The organism is Mycobacterium paraffinicum (genome assembly GCF_001907675.1).
Taxonomy (GTDB): Bacteria; Actinomycetota; Actinomycetes; order Mycobacteriales; family Mycobacteriaceae; genus Mycobacterium; species Mycobacterium paraffinicum_A.
Genome location: NZ_MPNT01000011.1, coordinates 114,366 through 133,862, shown reverse-complemented (window position 1 = coordinate 133,862; position 19,497 = coordinate 114,366). Strand labels below are relative to the sequence as shown.

General features: G+C 69.4%; 20 protein-coding genes. 7 read left to right on the top strand and 13 right to left on the bottom strand.

Annotated elements, in window-relative coordinates; genetic code table 11:
* Positions 1-34: 34 nt before the first annotated feature.
* Together mraZ and BRW65_RS14240 are read right to left on the bottom strand one after the other, a co-directional pair.
* Positions 35-466 carry a division/cell wall cluster transcriptional repressor MraZ gene (gene mraZ, locus BRW65_RS14245; protein ID WP_046183993.1) on the bottom strand — a complete coding sequence of 144 codons (432 nt, stop codon included), beginning with the start codon at positions 464-466 and terminating at the stop codon, positions 35-37.
* Between the two features lie 432 nt (positions 467-898).
* Positions 899-1,300, bottom strand: coding sequence for a DUF3040 domain-containing protein (locus tag BRW65_RS14240; RefSeq protein ID WP_073875635.1), 402 nt, complete (start codon positions 1,298-1,300; stop codon positions 899-901).
* Between the two features lie 325 nt (positions 1,301-1,625).
* Here BRW65_RS14240 and BRW65_RS14235 point away from each other — a divergent pair, with 325 nt between their 5' ends.
* Positions 1,626-2,234, top strand: a complete 609-nt coding sequence (locus BRW65_RS14235) for a GNAT family N-acetyltransferase (RefSeq protein WP_073875633.1) — start codon at positions 1,626-1,628, stop codon at positions 2,232-2,234.
* A gap of 140 nt (positions 2,235-2,374) precedes the next feature.
* Complete coding sequence (locus BRW65_RS14230; protein ID WP_073875706.1) at positions 2,375-3,022, top strand: LppM family (lipo)protein; 648 nt, start codon at positions 2,375-2,377, stop codon at positions 3,020-3,022.
* Here the strand turns inward: BRW65_RS14230 and BRW65_RS14225 are convergent.
* Positions 3,019-3,915 carry a mycobacterial-type methylenetetrahydrofolate reductase gene (locus tag BRW65_RS14225; RefSeq protein WP_073875631.1) on the bottom strand — a complete coding sequence of 299 codons (897 nt, stop codon included), beginning with the start codon at positions 3,913-3,915 and terminating at the stop codon, positions 3,019-3,021. The two genes, BRW65_RS14230 and BRW65_RS14225, sit on opposite strands and share 4 nt — an antisense overlap.
* A gap of 259 nt (positions 3,916-4,174) precedes the next feature.
* Here BRW65_RS14225 and idsA2 point away from each other — a divergent pair, with 259 nt between their 5' ends.
* The gene (idsA2, locus tag BRW65_RS14220; protein WP_073875629.1) at positions 4,175-5,224 is read left to right on the top strand and encodes a bifunctional (2E,6E)-farnesyl/geranyl diphosphate synthase; all 1,050 of its coding nucleotides are present in this window, start codon (positions 4,175-4,177) and stop codon (positions 5,222-5,224) included.
* Positions 5,225-5,228: 4 nt separating this feature from the next.
* Positions 5,229-6,776, top strand: coding sequence for an alpha-(1->6)-mannopyranosyltransferase A (locus BRW65_RS14215; RefSeq protein WP_073875627.1), 1,548 nt, complete (start codon positions 5,229-5,231; stop codon positions 6,774-6,776).
* A 7-nt stretch (positions 6,777-6,783) separates the two neighbouring features.
* Here the strand turns inward: BRW65_RS14215 and BRW65_RS14210 are convergent, their stop codons facing one another.
* Complete coding sequence (locus tag BRW65_RS14210; protein ID WP_073875625.1) at positions 6,784-7,188, bottom strand: Rv2175c family DNA-binding protein; 405 nt, start codon at positions 7,186-7,188, stop codon at positions 6,784-6,786.
* A 79-nt stretch (positions 7,189-7,267) separates the two neighbouring features.
* Between BRW65_RS14210 and BRW65_RS14205 the strand changes: the two genes are divergently transcribed.
* The gene (locus BRW65_RS14205) at positions 7,268-8,554 is read left to right on the top strand and encodes a protein kinase domain-containing protein (RefSeq protein ID WP_073875623.1); all 1,287 of its coding nucleotides are present in this window, start codon (positions 7,268-7,270) and stop codon (positions 8,552-8,554) included.
* On the opposite strand, the gene BRW65_RS14200 is transcribed toward BRW65_RS14205, so the two are convergent.
* Genes BRW65_RS14200 through BRW65_RS14190 form a run of 3 tightly spaced genes read right to left on the bottom strand, consistent with a single transcriptional unit; the run spans position 8,551 to position 11,411 of the window.
* Positions 8,551-9,939, bottom strand: a complete 1,389-nt coding sequence (locus tag BRW65_RS14200; RefSeq protein ID WP_073875621.1) for a class II 3-deoxy-7-phosphoheptulonate synthase — start codon at positions 9,937-9,939, stop codon at positions 8,551-8,553. The two genes, BRW65_RS14205 and BRW65_RS14200, sit on opposite strands and share 4 nt — an antisense overlap.
* A 60-nt stretch (positions 9,940-9,999) precedes the next feature.
* Positions 10,000-10,524: a polyadenylate-specific 3'-exoribonuclease AS gene (locus tag BRW65_RS14195; protein WP_073875619.1), complete on the bottom strand. Its 525-nt coding sequence runs from the start codon at positions 10,522-10,524 to the stop codon at positions 10,000-10,002.
* A gap of 20 nt (positions 10,525-10,544) precedes the next feature.
* Positions 10,545-11,411 carry a hypothetical protein gene (locus BRW65_RS14190; protein ID WP_139273105.1) on the bottom strand — a complete coding sequence of 289 codons (867 nt, stop codon included), beginning with the start codon at positions 11,409-11,411 and terminating at the stop codon, positions 10,545-10,547.
* Between the two features lie 107 nt (positions 11,412-11,518).
* On the opposite strand from BRW65_RS14190, the gene BRW65_RS14185 reads away from it, so the two are divergent.
* Positions 11,519-12,802: a glycosyltransferase 87 family protein gene (locus BRW65_RS14185; protein WP_073875615.1), complete on the top strand. Its 1,284-nt coding sequence runs from the start codon at positions 11,519-11,521 to the stop codon at positions 12,800-12,802.
* A gap of 13 nt (positions 12,803-12,815) precedes the next feature.
* Here BRW65_RS14185 and BRW65_RS14180 read toward each other — a convergent pair whose 3' ends face one another.
* The 5 genes from BRW65_RS14180 to BRW65_RS14160 all read right to left on the bottom strand — a co-directional run bounded on the left by BRW65_RS14180 (position 12,816) and on the right by BRW65_RS14160 (position 16,232).
* On the bottom strand, positions 12,816-13,553 hold the full coding sequence (locus tag BRW65_RS14180; RefSeq protein ID WP_073875613.1) for a lysophospholipid acyltransferase family protein: 738 nt from the start codon (positions 13,551-13,553) through the stop codon (positions 12,816-12,818).
* An 84-nt stretch (positions 13,554-13,637) separates the two neighbouring features.
* Positions 13,638-14,018 (bottom strand): hypothetical protein, encoded by a 381-nt coding sequence (locus BRW65_RS14175; RefSeq protein ID WP_073875611.1) that lies wholly within the window; start codon positions 14,016-14,018, stop codon positions 13,638-13,640.
* The gene (locus BRW65_RS14170; protein WP_208611809.1) at positions 14,015-15,295 is read right to left on the bottom strand and encodes an ArsA family ATPase; all 1,281 of its coding nucleotides are present in this window, start codon (positions 15,293-15,295) and stop codon (positions 14,015-14,017) included. The genes BRW65_RS14175 and BRW65_RS14170 overlap by 4 nt, the downstream gene beginning before the upstream one ends.
* Entirely contained in the window at positions 15,292-15,726 is a 435-nt protein-coding gene (locus BRW65_RS14165; protein ID WP_068082775.1) for an SRPBCC family protein, read from the bottom strand. Before BRW65_RS14165 ends, BRW65_RS14170 begins: the two co-directional genes overlap by 4 nt.
* A 116-nt stretch (positions 15,727-15,842) precedes the next feature.
* Complete coding sequence (locus BRW65_RS14160; RefSeq protein WP_073875704.1) at positions 15,843-16,232, bottom strand: polyketide cyclase / dehydrase and lipid transport; 390 nt, start codon at positions 16,230-16,232, stop codon at positions 15,843-15,845.
* A 155-nt stretch (positions 16,233-16,387) separates the two neighbouring features.
* Between BRW65_RS14160 and BRW65_RS14155 the strand changes: the two genes are divergently transcribed.
* Positions 16,388-18,190: an AMP-dependent synthetase/ligase gene (locus tag BRW65_RS14155; protein ID WP_073875609.1), complete on the top strand. Its 1,803-nt coding sequence runs from the start codon at positions 16,388-16,390 to the stop codon at positions 18,188-18,190.
* A gap of 135 nt (positions 18,191-18,325) precedes the next feature.
* Here the strand turns inward: BRW65_RS14155 and pimB are convergent, their stop codons facing one another.
* Positions 18,326-19,468, bottom strand: coding sequence for a GDP-mannose-dependent alpha-(1-6)-phosphatidylinositol monomannoside mannosyltransferase (gene pimB, locus BRW65_RS14150; protein WP_073875607.1), 1,143 nt, complete (start codon positions 19,466-19,468; stop codon positions 18,326-18,328).
* Positions 19,469-19,497: the final 29 nt, after the last annotated feature.

Sequence of the window (19,497 nt, the reverse complement as noted above, 5' to 3'; positions counted from 1 at the left end):
CCCGGCGGCGCCGGGCGCGGCGGGTCGCCACGCATTAGATGATGTCGCCGAGTGCTTCATCGCTGGCCGCGGAGAAGTTCTCTTCGTGGGTCTGCTGGTAGTCCTGCCAGGCTTGCGCATCCCAGATCTCGAGGTAGTCGACCGCTCCGATCACCACGCAGTCCTTGGAGAGGCTCGCGTAGCGACGGTGGTCGGCCGACAGTGTGATGCGCCCCTGTGCGTCGGGATGCTGCTCGTCGGTGCCGGCGGCGAGGTTACGCAGGAACGCCCGGGCGTCGGGGTTGCTCCGCGATGCCTTGCTGGCGCGGCGCGCGAGCTGCTCGAATTCGCCCCGCGGGTAGACGGCAAGGCTGTGGTCTTGGCTCTTGGTGACCATTAACCCCCCTGCCAGCGCGTCGCGAAACTTGGCGGGCAACGTGAGCCGCCCCTTGTCGTCGAGTTTGGGCGTGTAGGTGCCGAGAAACACCAGAATTCACCTCCCGCCGAAAGCGGCTCTGTGTCACCCAAACACTGCAGCCACCATACCCCACTATCCCCCACTTCGCCCCATTCCGAGTGTGTCGCGCCGGAGTTTTCCGGGCTATCCGCCACCTTTGGGTGCCTACACCGTCGGACGGCGGTTCCCCGGGGCCCGCCGAGGATCGCAGCGGACGGCAGGAAACCGCAGCTCAAAACGCCATTGCGCGGGATGTGGGGCGAAGTGGGGGCCCAGAGTGGGGCGCGGTGGGGCTCAGCGCCTGCGCCGAAGCACGGTTGCGGCTCGATCCGGAGTCAAAACGGTATCGGGGGCACGGCGATCCTCAGCCGAGCCGGGCGAATCTGTGACGATGGCGCCGCGCCCGCGACGGGCATGAAAAAGGGGGAGCCGATGGCTTCCCCAGATTCGCCGGCGATACCGCTAGTCGTCGAAGCGGCGGCGGAACCGGTCTTCCATCCGGCTGGTGAACGAACCCCCGCCGCCCTTGTTGCGGCGCTGGCGCAGCGAGCCGGGCGCCGAGCCGGGGTCGGGGCGGCCGGACAACCGCGGACCGGTGATCGCGAACACCACGCCGCCGAACATCACGATGAACCCAAACACGCTGAGAATCGGGAAGTTTCCGATCATAGTGGCTTTGAACGCCACTCCGGAAACCAGCATCGCGAGGCCGATGACGAACAGCGCCGCGCCCTGCAGGCGGCGGCGCGCGGTCGGGGCGCGCAACCCTCCGCCGCGGACGCTCGACACGAACTTGGGATCTTCGGCGTAGAGAGCGCTCTCGATCTGATCGAGCATCCGCTGCTCATGATCGGAGAGTGGCATTCGTCCCTCCTTGCCGACAGTTGACGCGTAACTATCGATAGCACGCGGATGCCCGTTGTGGGGGCAACTAATTGAAATGATACGAGGTCAATCTGCGCCATACCACTGGTTCGGTGGCGATTCTATCCTGGCCCCGGCTGGACACCCATCGAAGCCGCAACGGCCGTGCGCTACAACCGGCTTCCCCAGCCGGCATGGTTGGTCGGTTCGTTGCCGCGACCGCTCGCCGGACAACCTCGCCCGGGTTCGATAATGGCGATGGCGGCGCGGGCCGCGCGCAACGCGAAGGCGAGCAGGCGAGCAGAGGGTGAGGAGGACAGCGCGAGTGGCGATATTCCTCATCGATCTGCCGCCCGCCGATATGGAGCGCCGGCTGGGCGAGGCCTTGAAGGTGTACGTCGACGCGATGCGCTACCCGCGCGGCACCGAGAACCAGCGCGCCGCGATGTGGCTCGAGCACATCCGCCGGCGGGGGTGGCAAGGGGTGGGCGTCGTGGACGCCGAGGTGGCCGAGGGCGCGGACGGGCCGATGCCGTCGGCGGCCGAACTGAGCAACGCCCCGCTGCTCGGCATCGCCTACGGGTACCCCGGGGCGCCCGGGCAGTGGTGGCAACAGCAGGTCGTCCTCGGCCTGCAGCGGGGCGGCCGGCCGGCCCAGGAGATCGCCGGCCTGATGAACAGCTACTTCGAGTTGACCGAGTTGCACATCCACCCGCGCGCACAGGGCCGCGGCCTTGGCGAGGCGCTGGCCCGGCGGCTCCTCGCCGGTCGCGCCGAGGAGAACGTCCTGCTGTCCACGCCGGAGACCAACGGCGAGCCGAACCGGGCCTGGCGGTTGTACCGGCGGCTGGGTTTCACCGACGTCATTCGCCGCTACCACTTCGCCGGTGACCCACGCGCATTCGCGATCCTGGGCCGCAAGCTACCGCTGTGATCGCCGGATCCCGGGCGCGCCCGGGCAGACCCGCCCTGGTGGCACGCCGGATCTGGCACGATGACCTGGTGCGCGCCAGCCTCTCCCCGCCCCGAACCCGCGGATTCACCGCTCGGCGCCGCCGCCTGGTGGCCATCGCGATGCTGCTCATGCTGGTGCCATTGGCCACCGGGTGCCTGCGGGTCAGGGCGTCGCTCACCATCTCCCCCGACGACCTGGTGTCCGGGGAGATCGTCGCCGCCGCTAAACCCAAGACGCCCAAGGACACCGGCCCACAGCTGGACAGCAACAACCTGCCGTTCGGCCAGAAGGTGGCGGTGTCGAACTACGACAGCGACGGCTACGTGGGATCGCAGGCGGTGTTCTCGGACCTGACGTTCGCCGAGTTGCCGCAGCTGGCCAACCTGAACTCCGACGCCCAGGGCGTGAATCTGTCCCTGCGGCGCAACGGCAACCTGGTCATTCTGGAGGGCCGGGCGGACCTGACCTCGCTGACCGATTCCGAAGCCGACGTCGAGCTGACCGTCGCCTTCCCCGGCGTGGTGACGTCCACCAACGGCGACCGGGTCGAGTCCACGGTGGTGTCCTGGAAGCTCAAGCCGGGGGTGGTGAACACCATGACCGCCCAGGCCCGCTACACCGACCCGAACACCCGGTCCTTCACCGGGGCGGGCGTGTGGCTGGGCATCGCGTCGTTCGCCGCGGCCGGCGTCGTCGCCCTCCTGGCCTGGATGAGCCGCGACCGCTCCCCGCGGCTCACCGCGCCGCGCGACCAGACCCCGAGCTAGCCCCGCTGGCCGGGCGACCAGTAGGCCAGCATCTCCGCGAACGTCTGGAAGGCGGGCGCCGACACCCCGTAGGTGGCCTCGAGGTGGACGCTCAGCGGAAATCCGAGCTCGGCCACCCCGTCGATCACGCGTTTGTAGAGGTCGGTCATGAGCTGGCGCTTCTGGGGCGGTTCGCTGGCGGCCAGCCGCTTGACGAACTCCTGCTCGTCGGCCACCGCCGCGTTACCCGGATCCTGAATCAGCCAGTTGATCAGGCCGACGCGGCTCTCCATCTTGGGGACGAAGCCGAATGACAGCAGGATCTCCGGCCGGTGATCGGTGTTCGCGGCGAACTCGCGCAGGAAGCCCACGATCGCGTCGGAGTACAACAGCTGCGTCATGCCGTAAGTGGCGCCCCGGTCGCATTTGAAGTTGAACCGGCCGTGCTCCCCTTCGCGGGTGGGAATCAGGATGACGCCGCGGTTGGGCACCAGGTCGCGATAGATGGACAGGGCGTCGGTGGGCGCGACGCCGGAGCCTTCGCCGTCGTTCATCGTGCGCGGAACGCCGACGAAAACCACGCCCTCCATCCCCGCCGCGCGCAGATCGGTCAGCCGCCCGCGCAGTGTCGGCTCGTCGGAGAAGGCGGTGACCTGGGTGCACAGCCCGTGGATTCCCGGCAGCTCGGGCTTGACGATGGACCAGAAGTCCAGCACGTCGAGTTTGGGTTTCATCACGATGGGACGGTCGTCGTCCTCGGCGATGATCCCGGGGATCATCACGTGCCGCAGCCGGTCGGCCAGACCGGTTTCCGCGGAGTACTGCACCACCTTTCGCGCGTCTTCGAGCGCCCGCTCCCGGCCTTCATCGGCGTTCGGCGGCACCAGCTCGAGCGCAATGGTGTTGAGTGTCACGCGGCTTCTCTCCATCCGACGAGTGGCTTGGGGGCGTCTCCCGGCCGCACGGCGGGCGGCCCCGACACCCCCGCCAGCATAGGCGTGGGGGTCCGGGCCGCCTGCGGGGGAATAGCGAGCCGGTCGACGCAATCACCGTGCCGCCAGGTTGGGAAGGTCCCAGGTGCCGCGCCGAATACACTGGTCGGGCCTGCCACACCACGCACGTCGAGCAGAAAGGGGCGCGGCGCTGAGCGTCGAAGCAGCGGCAACCGTCGAGTTGACCGGCGCGATCACCGATCGCCTTCGGCGGTATCTGCACGACCGGCGCGCGGACACCGCCTACATCGGCGGGGACTACGAGGCGCTGGTGGCCGCGTTGGAAAGCTTCGTGCTCAACGGCGGCAAGCGGCTGCGACCCGCGTTCGCCTACTGGGGCTGGCGCGCCGTGGCGAGCGGGGAACCCGATGCCGAAGTGCTGCTGTTGTTTTCCGCGCTGGAGCTGCTGCACGCCTGCGCGCTGGTGCACGACGACGTGATCGACGACTCCTCCACCCGCCGTGGTCGACCCACCGCCCATGTCCAGTTCGCCGATTTGCACCGCGGCCGGCGCTGGCGGGGTTCGCCGGAACAGTTCGGCATCTCGGCCGCGATCCTGCTCGGCGACCTCGCGCTGTCCTGGGCCGACGACATCGTGTTCCGGGTGGACCTGCCGCCCGACGCCGCGCGCCGCGTTCAGCGGGTGTGGGCCGAAATCCGCACCGAGGTGCTGGGCGGTCAATACCTGGACATCGTCGCCGAAGCCAGCGCCGCCGAGTCGATCGCTTCGGCGATGAACGTCGACACCTACAAGACCGCTTGTTACACCGTGTCGCGCCCGCTGCAGTTGGGGGCGGCCGCCGCGGCCGACCGGCCCGATGTCCAGGACCTGTTCGGCCGCTTCGGGACGGACATCGGCGTCGCCTTCCAGCTCCGCGACGACGTGCTGGGTGTGTTCGGGGACCCGGCCGTGACCGGCAAGCCGTCGGGTGACGACCTGCGCTCGGGCAAGCGCACGGTGCTGCTGGCCGAGGCGCTGGAGCTGGCCGATGGCTCGGATCCGTTGGCGGCCAAGCTGTTACGCGACTCCATCGGGGCGCAGCTGACCGACACGGAGGTGGACCGGCTGCGCCGGGTCATCGAGTCGGTGGGCGCCCTGGCCGCGGCGGAGCGACGCATCGCCGAGCTGACCCAGCGGGCCCTGGCGGCGCTGGCGGCCGGGCCGATCAACCCGGCGGCCAAAGCGGGGCTCTCCGAGCTGGCCAAAATGGCCACCGACCGGTCCGCCTGAGCCGATGACGACTCCGACCCACACCCCGCCGTCCGACTCGCCGGAAGCCAAACCGGCTGGCGCCGGGCGGTTTTCACAGCTACGTGCGTTCGCCAGCGCCGCTCAGTCCGGACCGGCGAAACTCGGCATGCTCGGTTCGGTGCTGATCCTCGTGGGCGGCCTGGGCGCGGGCAGCACCCGGCAACACGATCCGCTGCTGGAGTCGATCCACATGTCCTGGCTGCGTTTTGGCCATGGCCTGGTGTTGTCGTCGGTGGTGCTGTGGGCGGGCGTGGGGCTCATGCTGATCGCGTGGCTCGGCCTCGGCCGGCGCGTGCTGGCCGGCGAAATGACCGAGTTCATGATGAAGGCGACCACCGGCTTCTGGCTGGCGCCGTTGCTGCTGTCGGTACCCGTCTTCAGCCGGGACACCTATTCGTACCTGGCCCAGGGCGCGCTGCTGCGCGACGGCCTGGACCCCTACGCGGTCGGACCGGTCGCCAACCCGAACAGCTTGCTGGACAACGTAAGTCCCATCTGGACGATCACCACCGCCCCGTACGGCCCGGCGTTCATCTTGGTGGCCAAGCTGGTCACCATGGTTGTGGGCAACAACGTGGTGGCCGGTACGGCGCTGCTGCGGCTGTGCATGCTGCCGGGCCTGGCCCTGCTGATCTGGGCCACCCCGCGGCTGGCCCGCCACCTGGGCACCGACGGATCGACGGCCCTGTGGATCTGCGTCCTCAACCCGCTCGTGCTCATCCACCTGATGGGTGGGGTGCACAACGAGATGCTGATGGTGGGCCTGATGGCGGCCGGCATCGCGCTCAGTTTCGCCGGGCGTCACGTCCTGGGCACGACGCTGATCACGGTGGCCATCGCCGTCAAGGCCACCGCCGGCATCGCACTGCCGTTCATGGTGTGGGTATGGACCCGGCACCTGCGCGACCGCCGCGGATACCGGCCGGCCCGGGCGTTCGCAGCGGCCACGGCGATGTCGCTGCTGATCTTTGCCGTCGTGTTCGGCATCCTGTCGGCCGTGGCCGGGGTGGGCCTGGGGTGGCTGACCGCGCTGGCCGGGTCGGTGAAGATCATCAACTGGCTCACGGTGCCCACCGCCGCAGCCAACATCATCCACTCCGTGTTCAGCGGATTCTTCGTGGTGCACTTCTACCCGATGCTGCGCATCACCCGGCTCGTCGGAATCGTGGTCATCGCGGCGTCGCTGCCGCTGCTGTGGTGGCGGTTCCGGCGCGACGACCGCGCCGCGCTGACCGGCATCGCGCTTTCCATGCTTGTCGTGGTGCTGTTCGTCCCCGCGGCCTTGCCGTGGTACTACTCCTGGCCCCTGGCGGTGGTCGCCCCGCTGGCGCAATCGCGACGGGCGATCGCGGTCATCGCCGGCCTGTCGACCTGGGTGATGGTGATCTTCAAACCCGATGGCTCGCATGGGATGTACTCGTGGCTGCATTTCTCGCTGGCCACGGCCTGCGCGCTGTTGGCCTGGTACAGCCTCGACCGCGCACCCGACCGACGGGCCGACAAAGCGGATGAGGCCCTGGAACAGGCGTAGTGCCCGCTCAGCAGGCCATGGCCTGCGCCCGCCGCACGACCTCGCGTGCCTGGTGCGCGTGCAGGGCGTCGACGGGGCGGGCATTGCTGATCGCATCCCGGCTGCCGTCGCGGGTGATCGTCAGCGACGGATCGGGGGTGAACAACCACCGCACGATCTCGGTGTCGTGGTAGCCGCCGTCGTGCAGGATCGTCAGCAGCCCCGCCAGGCTCTTGACCACCTCACCGGACTTGGTGAAGAACACCTGCGGCACCACCAGGCCGCCGTCCCGCTTCACCGCAACCAGGTGGCCTTCCCGGAGTTGCTGCTGCACCTTGCTGACCGAGATCCGGAGCAATTCGGCGACCCGCGCCAGGTCGTAGGTGGGCTCGTCGGGATCAAGAACATCGTCGCCGGCAGGAACACTGCTCACGGCGCAAGTGTAGGCCTTGCCACGCGGATTGAACCCACGTTCCGGCGTCCAATCACACCGTCGCACCTACGATGGCCCCGTGGCCGAAGCTGAATCGCCCGGGTCATCGGGCCGTCCCGGCCCGCACCGTCGCCGGGCCGACACCGGCGTGGCAGACCCGCTGGACAACGCGTTGCTGGACGGCCGCTATCTGGTGCAGTCCAAGATCGCCAGCGGCGGCACATCGACGGTGTACCGCGGCGTCGACACTCGGCTCGACCGCCCGGTGGCGGTGAAGGTGATGGATTCGCGCTACGCGGGCGACGACCAGTTCCTGACCCGCTTCCAGCGCGAAGCCCGCTCGGTGGCTCGGCTCAAGGATCGCGGCCTGGTCGCGGTCTACGACCAGGGTCTGGACTCCCGGCACCCGTTCTTGGTGATGGAGCTGATCGAGGGTGGCACGCTGCGCGAGCTGCTGGCCGAGCGCGGGCCGATGCCGCCGTACGCCGTGGCCGCGGTGCTGCGACCGGTGCTGAGCGGGCTCGCCGCGGCGCACCGGGCCGGGCTGGTCCACCGCGACGTCAAGCCCGAGAACGTGCTGATCTCCGACGAAGGTGAGGTCAAGATCGCGGATTTCGGCTTGGTCCGCGCCGTTGCGGCCGCCGGAATCACCTCCACGAGCGTCATTTTGGGAACCGCGGCCTACCTGTCACCCGAGCAGGTGCGCGACGGCGACGCCAGCCCGCGCAGCGACGTGTACGCCGCCGGAATCCTCACCTACGAGTTGCTCACCGGGCGCACCCCGTTCACCGGTGACTCGCCGCTGTCGATCGCCTACCAACGGCTGGACACCGATGTGCCGCCGCCCAGCGCGGCGATCGACGGCGTGCCCGGCCAGTTCGACGAGTTCGTCCGGCGGGCGACGGCACGCAATCCCGCCGACCGCTACGCCGACGCGATCGAGATGGGCGCCGAGCTCGACGCGATCGCCGAAGAGCTTGCGCTGCCGGACTTCTCCGTCCCCGCGCCGCGCAACTCCGCGCAGCACCGGGCTTTGCATCAAAGCCGCACGAGCCAACGCCCGGCCACGGCGCCACCGCCCACGGCGGCTCCGGTCCGCCAGCCCACCCGCCAATTGACCCGCGGCCCCGAGGACTGGTCCGAACCGCCGCGCGCGCCGGAATCGGACGACGAGCCCGACGACTACGAATACCAGCCCGTCACAGGCGAATTCGCCGGCATCCCGATCGGTGAATTCGCGGACGCCCGCCAGCGCGGCCGGCGCCTGGTGCTGATCTGGGTGGCCCTGGTGCTGGCGCTCGCCGGGATGGTCGCCACCGCGGCGTGGACGATCGGAAGCAACCTGAACGGCCTGCTGGGCGGCTAGTCGCGCAGCATCTCGGCGACCAGGAACGCCAACTCCAGCGACTGCTGGGTGTTCAGCCGCGGGTCGCAGGCCGTCTCGTAGCGCCCCGCCAGGTCCAAGTCCGAAATGTCTTGCGCCCCACCGAGGCACTCCGTGACGTCCTCGCCGGTGATCTCGACGTGAATGCCGCCGGGGTGGGTGCCCAGCGCGCGGTGCACCTCGAAGAAGCCCTGCACCTCGTCGACGACGCGGTCGAAGTGCCGGGTCTTGTAGCCGTTGGACGACTCGTGGGTGTTGCCGTGCATGGGGTCGCACTGCCAGATCACCTGGTGGCCGGTGGCCTGGACCTTCTCGACGATCGGGGGCAGCAGATCGCGCACCTTGTTGTTGCCCATCCGGCTCACGAGCGTCAACCGGCCCGGCTTGTTGTTCGGGTCAAGCCGTTCCACGTATTCGACCGCCAGCTCCGGGGTCATCGTCGGGCCGATCTTCACGCCGATCGGGTTGGCGATCACCTCCGCGAAGGCGATGTGCGCACCGTCGAGCTGGCGCGTGCGCTCGCCGATCCAGACGGTGTGCGCCGACAGGTCGAACAGCTGGGGCTCGCCGTCCTCGCTGTCCGACAGCCGCAGCATGGCCCGCTCGTAGTCGAGCACCAAAGCCTCATGGCTGGCGTAGATTTCGGCGGTCTGCAGGTTGCGGTCGGCCACCCCGCAGGCGCTCATGAACCGCAGACCCCGGTCGATCTCGGTGGCCAGCGCCTCGTAGCGCGCGCCGGCCGGCGAGGTGCGGACGAATTCCCGGTTCCAGTCGTGCACCAGGTGCAGCGACGCCAGCCCCGAGGACGTCAGCGCCCGCACCAGGTTCATCGCCGCGCTGGCGTTGGCGTAGGCGCGCACCAGCCGCGACGGGTCGTGCTCCCGCGCGGCCGCGTCCGGGGCGAATCCGTTGATCATGTCGCCGCGGTAGGACCGCAACCCCAGGGCGTCGATGTCCGCCGACCGTGGCTTGGCGTACTGGCCGGCGATCCGGGCCACCTTGACCACCGGCATGCTGGCGCCGTAGGTCAACACCACGGCCATCTGCAGCAGCGCCCGGATGTTGCCCCGGATGTGGGGTTCGGTGTTGTCGGTGAAGGTCTCCGCGCAGTCGCCGCCCTGCAGCAGGAACGCCTCACCCCTGGCGACCTGTGCCAGCTGCTCCTGCAGCCGGAGGATCTCCGAGGGCACCGTCACCGGCGGCACGCTCTCGAGGACGGTGCGCATGGCCGTCGCCTGGTCGGCCGGCCAGCTGGGCTGCTGGGCGGCCGGCTTGGCCAGTGCGGCGTCCAGCCGCGCCCGCAGGTCGTGCGGCAGCGGGGGCAGCGACGGCAGCTGGTCGATCGGGATGTCGACGGTCCAGTTCATCGGTCTATGGTAACCGGGCCGCGAGGGTGACTGATCAGCGCGAACGCCGTTCGGGCGGGCTCAGGCCCGTGCTCCCCCGCCCGGGTCGGCATCGGCCCCGTCCGCCTCCGCCGCGGTGATCAGCCGGTATCGCCGCAGCTGGTCGCGGGCGTCGACCAGGGCGTCGTGGGCATCGCGCGACCGCGGCGGCATCGGCGGGCACCCCCGGTCCTCCCACAATTGCCGCAGGTCCCGGGTGAAGCGGGGCAGCGCCCGCGGCAACTCTGGCATCGTGCCCCACAGCTGGCACAGCGCGACGTGGTCGTAGGCGCCGATCCACGCCCACAATTCGATCGGGTCGCCGCCGTTGACGTCGAAGAAATCCTCGAGGTCCGCGCGGATCTGCCTGCGCGAGCGCCACAGCTGCGACGCGGGGGGCGGCAGCTTGGGCAGCACGTTGGCGCGTACCCAGCCACCGGCGCGCTCGGGATCGAATTCGGTGGACACGGCGTAATACTCGCGGCCGTCCTCGGCGACCACCCCGATCGAGATCAACTCGATGGTGCGGCCGTCCTCGATGAATTCGGTGTCGTAGAAGTACCGCACCTTGACAGGGTATGAGCCGCCTATCTGCTGATCAGGATGGGGCCGGTCGGCGGCGGCGCGGGGTGCACCTCGTGGTCGAGCTGGGCGTCGACGACCCGTTCGTCGGGCAGCCCGGGCGTGCCGGCGATCGCGCACTGCAGGTACAGCTTGGCCCGCACCACGGGCCGGCGCAGCGTCCGCTCCCGTTGCAGCGCGCGGCGCATCTTCTCCGGCTGGGCCGTGTATCGCCAGCGGGCCCAGGGCGCGTGCGGGCGCGACAGCCGGATCGCGCCGATCACCAGCAGGACGACGATGAACATGCCGAGCAACCCGGTCCACACCTTGCCCTTGAGCACCACCACCATCGCCAGCGGCAGCGTCAACACCAGTGCGCCGGCCGCGGCCGCACGCAGCGGCCACGAATCGGTGCCCTCCCAGATCGGCAGGAAGAACATCAGCGGGTGCAGCCCCATGATCAGCAGGCCGGCCACCCCGATCGCGGCGAAGACGGCGTCCACCGATGTGCGCCCGTCCTCCGACCAGTAGACGTCCGACAGGTGCAGGATCAACGCGTACTCGTCGAGCACCAGGGCCGCACCGATCCCGAAAAAGATTGCCGACAGGGTGAATTCGGGCTCGCGGCCGTCGATCGACAGGGTGACCAACGTCAGCCCGGAGAGCAACACCAGCACCACGCCGAACGTCACGTGATGGATGTGGACGCCGCCCACATGGACGTTGCGCGGGTGCCACCATCGAGCCGGCCGGCCGGCGTCGGCGCGGTGCCGGATGAGCCGCACGAACGTCCGCGTCACGAAGAAGGTCAGGATGAACGCCACCAGGCAACACAGCAGGGGCAACCGGCCACCGCGGAGGATGTCGTTCGCGAACCAGTGCGTCACCCGCAGAACGAACCAGTGGAGCACTCTTGAAACGTACGCCTGTGGGGGTCCACCCCGCGGGAGCCGCGCGGGCCACGTCGCGCGCGCACGCACCCATTACGCTGTTGTGCGACATGAGTAGATCGCGGGTGCCCGGCGCGGGCAGTCACCCCGGGCGCGTCCTGTTGTGGTGCGGGCTGTGGCTGCTGGCGGCGGCTGGCCTGGGCTTTGTGGCCTGGCAGCTGTTCGGGCACATCCCCTACCGCATCGACATCGACGTGTATCAAATGGGCGCGCAAGCCTGGATGCACGGGCATTCGCTGTACCACGGCGATGTGTTGTTCCACACACCGATCGGGATCAACCTGCCGTTCACCTACCCACCCCTGGCGGCGATCGTGTTCTGCCCGTTCGCCTGGCTGCACATGCCGGCCGCCAGCGTCGCGATCACGGCGCTGACGTTGGCGCTGCTGGTGGTCTCGACGGTGATCGTGCTGACCCGCCTGGACGTCTGGGCCGCCTCGACGGCGCTGCCCGGCCCGGCGTGGCTGCGCCGCTGGTGGCTGGCCGTCGTCATCACCGCGGCGGCGACCAGGTGGCTGGAACCCATCATGTCGAACTTCGCCTTCGGGCAGATCAACGTCGTGCTGATGACCCTGGTGATCGCCGACTGCCTGCCACGCCGCGTCCCGTGGCCGCGCGGCCTGTTGCTGGGCCTGGGCATCGCGCTCAAACTCACGCCGGCGGTGTTCCTGCTGTACTTCCTGCTGCGTCGGGACAACCGCGCCGCGGCGACCGCGCTGATGTCGTTCGTGGGGGCGACGGCGCTCGGTTTCGTTCTGGCATGGAGCGATTCGTGGGAGTACTGGACGCACACGCTGGCCCACACCGACCGGATCGGCGAGGCGGCGTTGAACACCGATCAGAACATCGCCGGTGCGCTGGCCCGGATCGGGCTGGGCGAGCAACAGCGCTTCCTGCTGTGGGTGGCGGCCTCGCTGCTGGTGCTGGCGCTGACGGTGTGGGCGATGCGCAGGGTGCTGCGGGCCGACGAGCCCGTGCTGGCGGTCGTGTGCGCCGCACTGTTCGGGTTGGTGGTCTCGCCGGTCTCGTGGTCCCACCACTGGGTGTGGGGGCTTCCGACGGTCGTGGTGCTGGCCGTCCTGGCCTGGCGGCGCCGGAACGTGGCGCTGGCCGTGGTCGGCGCCGCGGGGGTGGCGCTGATGCGATGGTCGACGATCGACCTGCTGCCCAAGCACCACGAGGCGGCGGCCGTGTGGTGGCGCCAACTCGCGGGGATGTCCTACGTCTGGTGGGCGCTGGCCGTCCTGGTCGTCGCCGGCCTGACGGTCACCGCCCGCACGCCCGCGCGGGAATCGGCGCCGCAGCAATTGACGCCGGCGACAGCCGTCGGCTGATCGTCGCCGCGGTTCAGCCTACGGCGGTTTGCGGGATCCGCGCGGCCTCGCCGTCGGATGCCCCACCGGACGAGCCGTTGCGGTTCTCCTTGACGCTGGCGGCGTAGATGTCGACGTACTCCTGGCCGGAGAGGCCCATCAGTTCGTAGATCACCTCGTCGATGACGGCGCGCTCGATGAACCGGTTGCCGGCCAGCCCCTCGAAACGGGAGAAGTCCATCGGCTTGCCGAAGCGGACGGTGACCCGCCCGAAGCGCAACATGTTCGAGCCGGGCGGGTTCACGACGTTGGTCCCGATCATCGCCACCGGGATCACCGGCACCCCGGTGTGCAATGCCAGCCGCGCCAGGCCGGTCTTGCCCTTGTACAGCCGGCCGTCCGGCGAACGGGTGCCTTCGGGGTACATGCCCAACAACTTGCCCGCCGACAGCAGCCGCTCCGCGGTGTTCAGCGCGGCCTGCGCGCTGTCGGCGTCGGTCCGGTCGATCGGCACCTGGCCCACCGCGGTGAAAAACCAGCGCTGGAACCAGCCCTTCAAGCCGGTTCCGGTGAAGTATTCGGCTTTCGCCAGGAAGGTGATCCGGCGACGCACCACCAACGGCAGGTAGAAACTGTCCATCACCGCCAGGTGATTACTGGCCAGGATCGCCGGGCCGGAACTCGGAATGTGTTCCAGGCCTTCAACTTTTGGCCGACCGAGCAAGGCCAGCAACGGGCCGAGGAGTATGTACTTGAAAAGCCAGTACCACATGGCCCTCCCTCTCGCCCGCCCGCCGGTGTTCTGCGCCAACTGTACCCATCGCGTGGGCAGCGGACCACCTCCGGCGCAGCCGGGTCACTCCTCGATGGTGACGGGGATGGGCTGATACCGGGTCCTGGTCGGGGCCTCGGGTGCCTCCGAGTCGGTGCCACCGTCGCCGGGCGGCCCGTCGGGCGGCGGTTTCGCCGCGCCGTTGATGTCGTCGAGCATGGCGCGCACCACCTCGAGCAGCGCGATGCTGTGGTCGGCGATGACGGTGATCAGCGGGTGCTGATCACCGGTCGCCAACGCGGCCAGCGCGCACACCGGGCACCACACCTGCTGACACTTGCCGGTTCCGACTCCCCGGCCCGCCGTCAGCGCGGCCGCGGTCCGCATCGCCGGGTCGATACCGTCCAGGATCGACTGGGCGAGCCTGCGCAACTCCGGACCGATCTCCGAATGACCCTGACTCACTTAGGCCACACCTCCGGATCTGGTCGAAATCGCACGGTCAGCTCCGTACCCCGCAACTGCGCGTCTATGACAGTGCAACGCCGAAGTACCGAGGCCAGGCGAACCCTGCGCCGCAATCCGCCCGCGCTGATGATGAGGTCGTCATCCACGCGCCCCAACGTCAGTCCCGACGGATCGAGTTGCGGCAACGCTAGCCGCATCCGGTATACCGAACCAAGTCCCGTGCCGGATTCCAGGTCCACCGTCGGTCGCAGCGGTCCCGGCGGCGGCGTTCCCCCACGTCGGCGGGCGTTCTCGAGCAAAGCTCCCAGCGCCTTGGGGCCGATCGGCTCGCCGGACAGGTGCGGAGTCATCACCAGTGCCACCTCACCGATCGTGGCGTCGAGCTCGTCGAGAACACCCCGCTGTTCGGAAATGCGTTCGGCGTACCAGTAAAACGCGGGGTGCTCCGGCAGGTTGCGGTACTCGTACGACTCGTCCTCGGTCAGGACCTGGTTGACGATGAGTTCCTCGACGCGCACCCCCATCAGGGCCAGCGAACCGAGCGTGCGGGCCGCTTCGGCCGCGACCACCCGCTCGGGCGTCAACACCAAATGCGCGCTGACCAACTCGCCGTCGGTCAGCAGGGCGCCGAGCCCCTCGACGCTCGCGCTGATGCGCTCGAGCAGTTCCACCACCGCCGCCGACCGGGCGTCGTCGGCGCCGACGGACAGCCGGCGATGCCGCGGCCACGCACGTTCGACGTAGAGCCCGAAGGTGGCGGGCAGGGTCAGCATGCGCAGCGCATCGGCGGTCGAGGCGCAGTCGACGACGATGCGATCCCAGGTACCGGAGCAGGCCAGCTCCCCGACTGCGTGCAGCCCGAGCACTTCCTGAACGCCGGGCAGCGCCGAAAGTTCCTCGGGCGCAATGGAACTCAGCTCCGAGTCGGGAAAACGCCGATCCAGCGTGTCGACCGCGTCGCGCCACCGCACCTCGAGCAGCGCCAACGTGTCCAATGCCAGCGCGTCCAGAAAGCCACCGCCGGCCTGGCCTTGCCCGGTGTCGAGGTCGGCGAGGACGCGAACCAGTTCGTCCTGACTGGGCGGGACGGGGACACCGAGCACGTCGCCGAGTGAGTGCGCCTGGTCGGTGGACACCACCAGCACGCGCTGGCCCGCGCTCGCGGCGCTGACCGCCGTGGCACAGGCCAGCGTGGATTTCCCTACCCCGCCCTTGCCAACGAAGAGGCTGATCCGGGCCGGGGTGGGCGCCGGCGATTGGCTGGACTCACTCAGCCCTCGACTCGTTTCTTCAGATCCTTCAACGCGGTGTCGGTCAACCGGCGCTCGGCCTTGCGCTTGAGCAAACCGATCATCGGGACGGCGAGGTCGACCGACAGCTCGTAGGTCACCTCGGTGCCAGATCCCTTGGGCGCCAACCGATATGTGCCTTCCAGGGACCGCAGCAGCGAGCTGGAGACAAGTGTCCAACTGACCGATTGCCGGTCTTTGGGCCACTGGTAGGCCATGACCAGGGTGTCCTTGAGCACGGCGGCGTCCAGCACCACTCGGGCGACTTTGGGATTGCCGTCGGCGTCCGTCTCCTGCACCTCGGCCTCGCGGTATTCCGAGATCCACTGCGGGTAGGAATCGATATCCGCGATGACGTCCATCACGGTGTCCGGGTCGGCCTCGATGTAGATGGTCTGCGACGTCTTTTCCGCCACCTAATGCTGCCCTCTCTCCCGCAAGCGGCCGACGCCGCCGGCGGGGAAACTACCGTGCGGGTCTAACCCCCGGGCCTCCGGTCCGAAACGGTACTCTCCCTGCAAACCTGACCCGGCTAAACTACCGGAGAAACTCCGACCGGACGTGACCGTTCCAGTGTCGTCTTGACCTCGAAGGCCATTTTCTTGCCCGCCACCCGACGGCGGTGTGTCATTTTCGCCAGATTGAGCTTGGCCAGCTGCCAGGCCGCCACCCCGGTCGGCTCCGCATGCAGGAAGTAATGCAGCACAACCCCGTCCAGCGACGGCTCCAGCCAGATCTCCATGGTGCCGGTCAACGCGCCGGTGACCGCCCACCGGATGCCCTTGTCGGCCCGATCCTCGACGACCTGCAGTCGCAGGTCCGGCCACCAGCGACGCCAGCACGACGGGTCGGCGACCGCGGCCCCGACCCGCGCACCGTCGGCGGCGACGAACGTCTCGTCCGCGATCTGGATGCTGTTCACCACCCCAGCTTCACACAGCAATCTCCCGCGGCCGCGCCGAGGGCGGGCCGCGGCGGTGGACTGCCCCCAGTCCTGCAGGAATGCGCGGATTAGGCTGGACGACAACCAGCCGTCCCCCCGGACCGTCAGCCAAGCCAAAAACGAGGTCAGCAAGAGTGCGTGAGTACAGTGTCCCCGCCCGTTTCTCCGTCGGCGAGCACGACAACATCGCGGCCATGGTCTTCGAGCACGAGCGTGCGGACCCCGGCTTCGTCATCTTCCGGCGTCAGGTCGACGGCGCCTGGACCGACGTCACCTGCGCCGAGGTGGCCAACGAGGTTCGCTCCGCGGCACTGGGCCTGATCGCGCTCGGCGTCCAGGCCGGCGACCGGGTCTCCATCTTCTCGGCCACCCGCTACGAGTGGGCGATCATCGACCTCGCGATCCTGTCCGTGGGCGCGGTCACCGTGCCGATCTACGAGACGTCGTCCGCCGAACAGGTGCGCTGGGTGCTGCAGGACTCCGAGGCGGTGCTGGCCTTCGCCGAGACCGACGCGCACGCTGCGATGGTCACCGAACTCACCGCCGAGCTGCCCGGTCTGCGCCGCGTCCTGCACATCGACGGTTCGGGCCCCAAGGCGCTCGATCAGCTCGTCGAGGCCGGCGCGGAGGTGGAGCCCGCCGAGCTCACCGCCCGCCAGCAGGCGCTGCGCTCCGACGACCCCGCGACGCTGATCTACACCTCCGGCACCACCGGGCGGCCCAAGGGCTGCCAGCTCACCCATTCCAACCTGCTGTATGAGACGCGGGGCGCCAAGGAGTGCCTGCCGACGCTGCTGGACGAGGGGCAGCGGCTGCTGATCTTCCTGCCGCTGGCCCACGTGCTGGCGCGCTCACTGACGCTCTCGGCGTTCGCCAACAAGGTGACCGTCGGGTTCACCAGCGACATCAAGAACCTGCTGCCGATGTTCGCCGTGTTCAAGCCGACGGTGGTGGTGTCGGTGCCGCGGGTGTTCGAGAAGGTCTACAACACCGCCGAGCAGAACGCGGTCAACGACGGCAAGGGGCGGATCTTCGCGGCCGCGGTGCAGACCGCGGTCGACTGGAGCAAGGCGCAGGACCGCGGGCGCACCGGGCTGGTGCTGCGTGCCAAGCACGCGTTGTTCGACCGGCTGGTCTATCACAAGCTGCGCGCCGCGATGGGCGGTGAATGCCACGCGTCGGTCTCGGGTGGCGCCCCGCTGGGCGCGCGGCTGGGCCACTTCTACCGCGGCGTCGGGCTGACCATCCACGAGGGCTACGGCCTGACGGAGACCAGCTCGGCCATCACGGTCAACCAGGTCGGCAACGTGCGGATCGGAACGGTCGGAACGTTGTTGCCGGGCAACAGCATGCGCATCGCCGAGGACGGCGAGCTGCTGGTGCGCGGCGGCGTGGTGTTCAGCGGCTACTGGCGCAACGAGCAGGCCACCAACGACGCGTTCACCGACGGCTGGTTCAAGACCGGCGACCTCGGCGCGCTCGACGAGGACGGCTTCCTGAAGATCACCGGCCGCAAGAAGGAGATCATCGTGACCGCTGGCGGCAAGAACGTCGCCCCGGCGGTGCTCGAGGACCAGCTGCGGGCGCACGCGCTGATCAGTCAGGCCATGGTCGTGGGCGACGCCAAGCCGTTCATCGGCGCGCTGATCACGATCGACCCCGAGGCGTTCGGCGCCTGGAAGGAACGCAACCACAAGGCGGCCGGCGCGTCGGTGGCCGACCTGGCCAACGACCCGGACCTGGTCGCCGAGGTGGACGCGGCCGTCAAGCACGCCAACCAGGCGGTGTCGCACGCCGAGTCCATCCGCAAATTCCGCATCCTGCCCGTCGATTTCACCGAGGACACCGGTGAGCTGACACCGACGATGAAGGTCAAGCGCAACGTTGTGGCCGAGAAGTTCGCCTCGGACATCGACTGGATCTACGAAAACGAGTAGCGGCCCGGCCTCGCCAGCCGTCGATGTGACGCGCTGGGGGACCGCCGCCCGGTTGCCAGCGTCACACTGGGCGTCGAGCGTCACGCCAGCGTGGCGCGGGGCGTCGAGCGTCACGCCAGCGTGGCGCTTGAGCGGCTAACCCCGCAGGAGGTCGGCCAGCCGCGCCGCGAGGGTGTCCCACCGCCAGTAGGCCAACACCCACTCGCGTCCGGCCGCCCCCATCGCCGCGGCCAGGTCCCGGTCGCCGAGCACCCCGGCGACGGCTTCGGCGACCGCGTCCGCCGACCGGCCGTCGACCACCAATCCAGTCTTGTTGTGCTGCACGGCTTCTGGTGCCCCGCCGGAGTCACCGGCAATCACCGGCTTGCCGGTCGCGGACGCCTCGAGGAAAACGATGCCCAGCCCCTCGACGTCCAGGCCGGCGCCCCGGGTGCGGCACGGCATCGCGAAGACGTCGGCCAGCGCGTGGTGGGCGGGGAGTTCGGCGGCCGGCACACCCCCGGTGAACGTCACGTGCTCGGCCACCCCGCAATCGAGGGCCAGCTTGCGCAGCGAATCGAGGTAAGGGCCGCCGCCGACGATGACCAGCGCCGCGCCGTCGACGCGTTGCCGAATCGACGGCAGGGCCTTGATCAGCGTGTCCTGGCCCTTGCGCGGCACCAGCCGGGACACGCACACCACCGTCGGCCGCTCACCAAGCCCATACCGGTCGCGCAACTGAACGCCGGCCGCCGGGTCGGGCCGGAATCGGTCGGTGTTGACCCCGGGCGGCAGGTATTCCAGCGATGCTTTGGGCCCGAACGCCGGCGCGAACCGCGCGCGCGTGTAGCGGCTGACGAACGTGACGACGTCGGTGGTGTCACCGATGCGGCGGAGCACCGACCGCGCGACCGGCAGCATCGACCAGCCGACCTCGTGGCCGTGCGTGCTGGCCACCACCCGCGTGGCGCCGGCCTGGCGGGCGCGCTGCGCCAGCAGCGCCAGCGGCGCCGCCGCTCCGAACCAGACGGTGTCGATGTCGTTCTCGGCGATCAGCCGGCGCATCCGGGCGTCCACCGCCGGCCCCGGCAGCATCAGCGTGCCGGGGTGACGGAACACCCGGTAACCGGCCGCCGCGGCCGACTCGTCGAAGGCGTCGGCGCCCTTCCATTGCGGCGCGTACACCGTCACCGAATGCGACCGGGCGTCGACCAGCCGCCCGACGAAATCGCTCAGGTAGGACTGGATGCCGCCCGGCCGGGGCGGAAAGTCGTTGGTAACCAGCAGGACCCGACTCACTGCGTCAGGCTAGCCTGCCTGCGCGCGGG

Excerpts from the sequence above, each read along its gene's own strand:
- BRW65_RS14240 (WP_073875635.1), bottom strand. The coding sequence starts at position 1,300 with ATGCCACTCTCCGATCATGAGCAGCGGATGCTCGATCAGATCGAGAGC.
- BRW65_RS14230 (WP_073875706.1), top strand. The coding sequence starts at position 2,375 with ATGCTGCTCATGCTGGTGCCATTGGCCACCGGGTGCCTGCGGGTCAGG.
- BRW65_RS14215 (WP_073875627.1), top strand. The coding sequence starts at position 5,229 with ATGACGACTCCGACCCACACCCCGCCGTCCGACTCGCCGGAAGCCAAA.
- BRW65_RS14200 (WP_073875621.1), bottom strand. The coding sequence starts at position 9,939 with ATGAACTGGACCGTCGACATCCCGATCGACCAGCTGCCGTCGCTGCCC.
- BRW65_RS14185 (WP_073875615.1), top strand. The coding sequence starts at position 11,519 with ATGAGTAGATCGCGGGTGCCCGGCGCGGGCAGTCACCCCGGGCGCGTC.
- BRW65_RS14180 (WP_073875613.1), bottom strand. The coding sequence starts at position 13,553 with ATGTGGTACTGGCTTTTCAAGTACATACTCCTCGGCCCGTTGCTGGCC.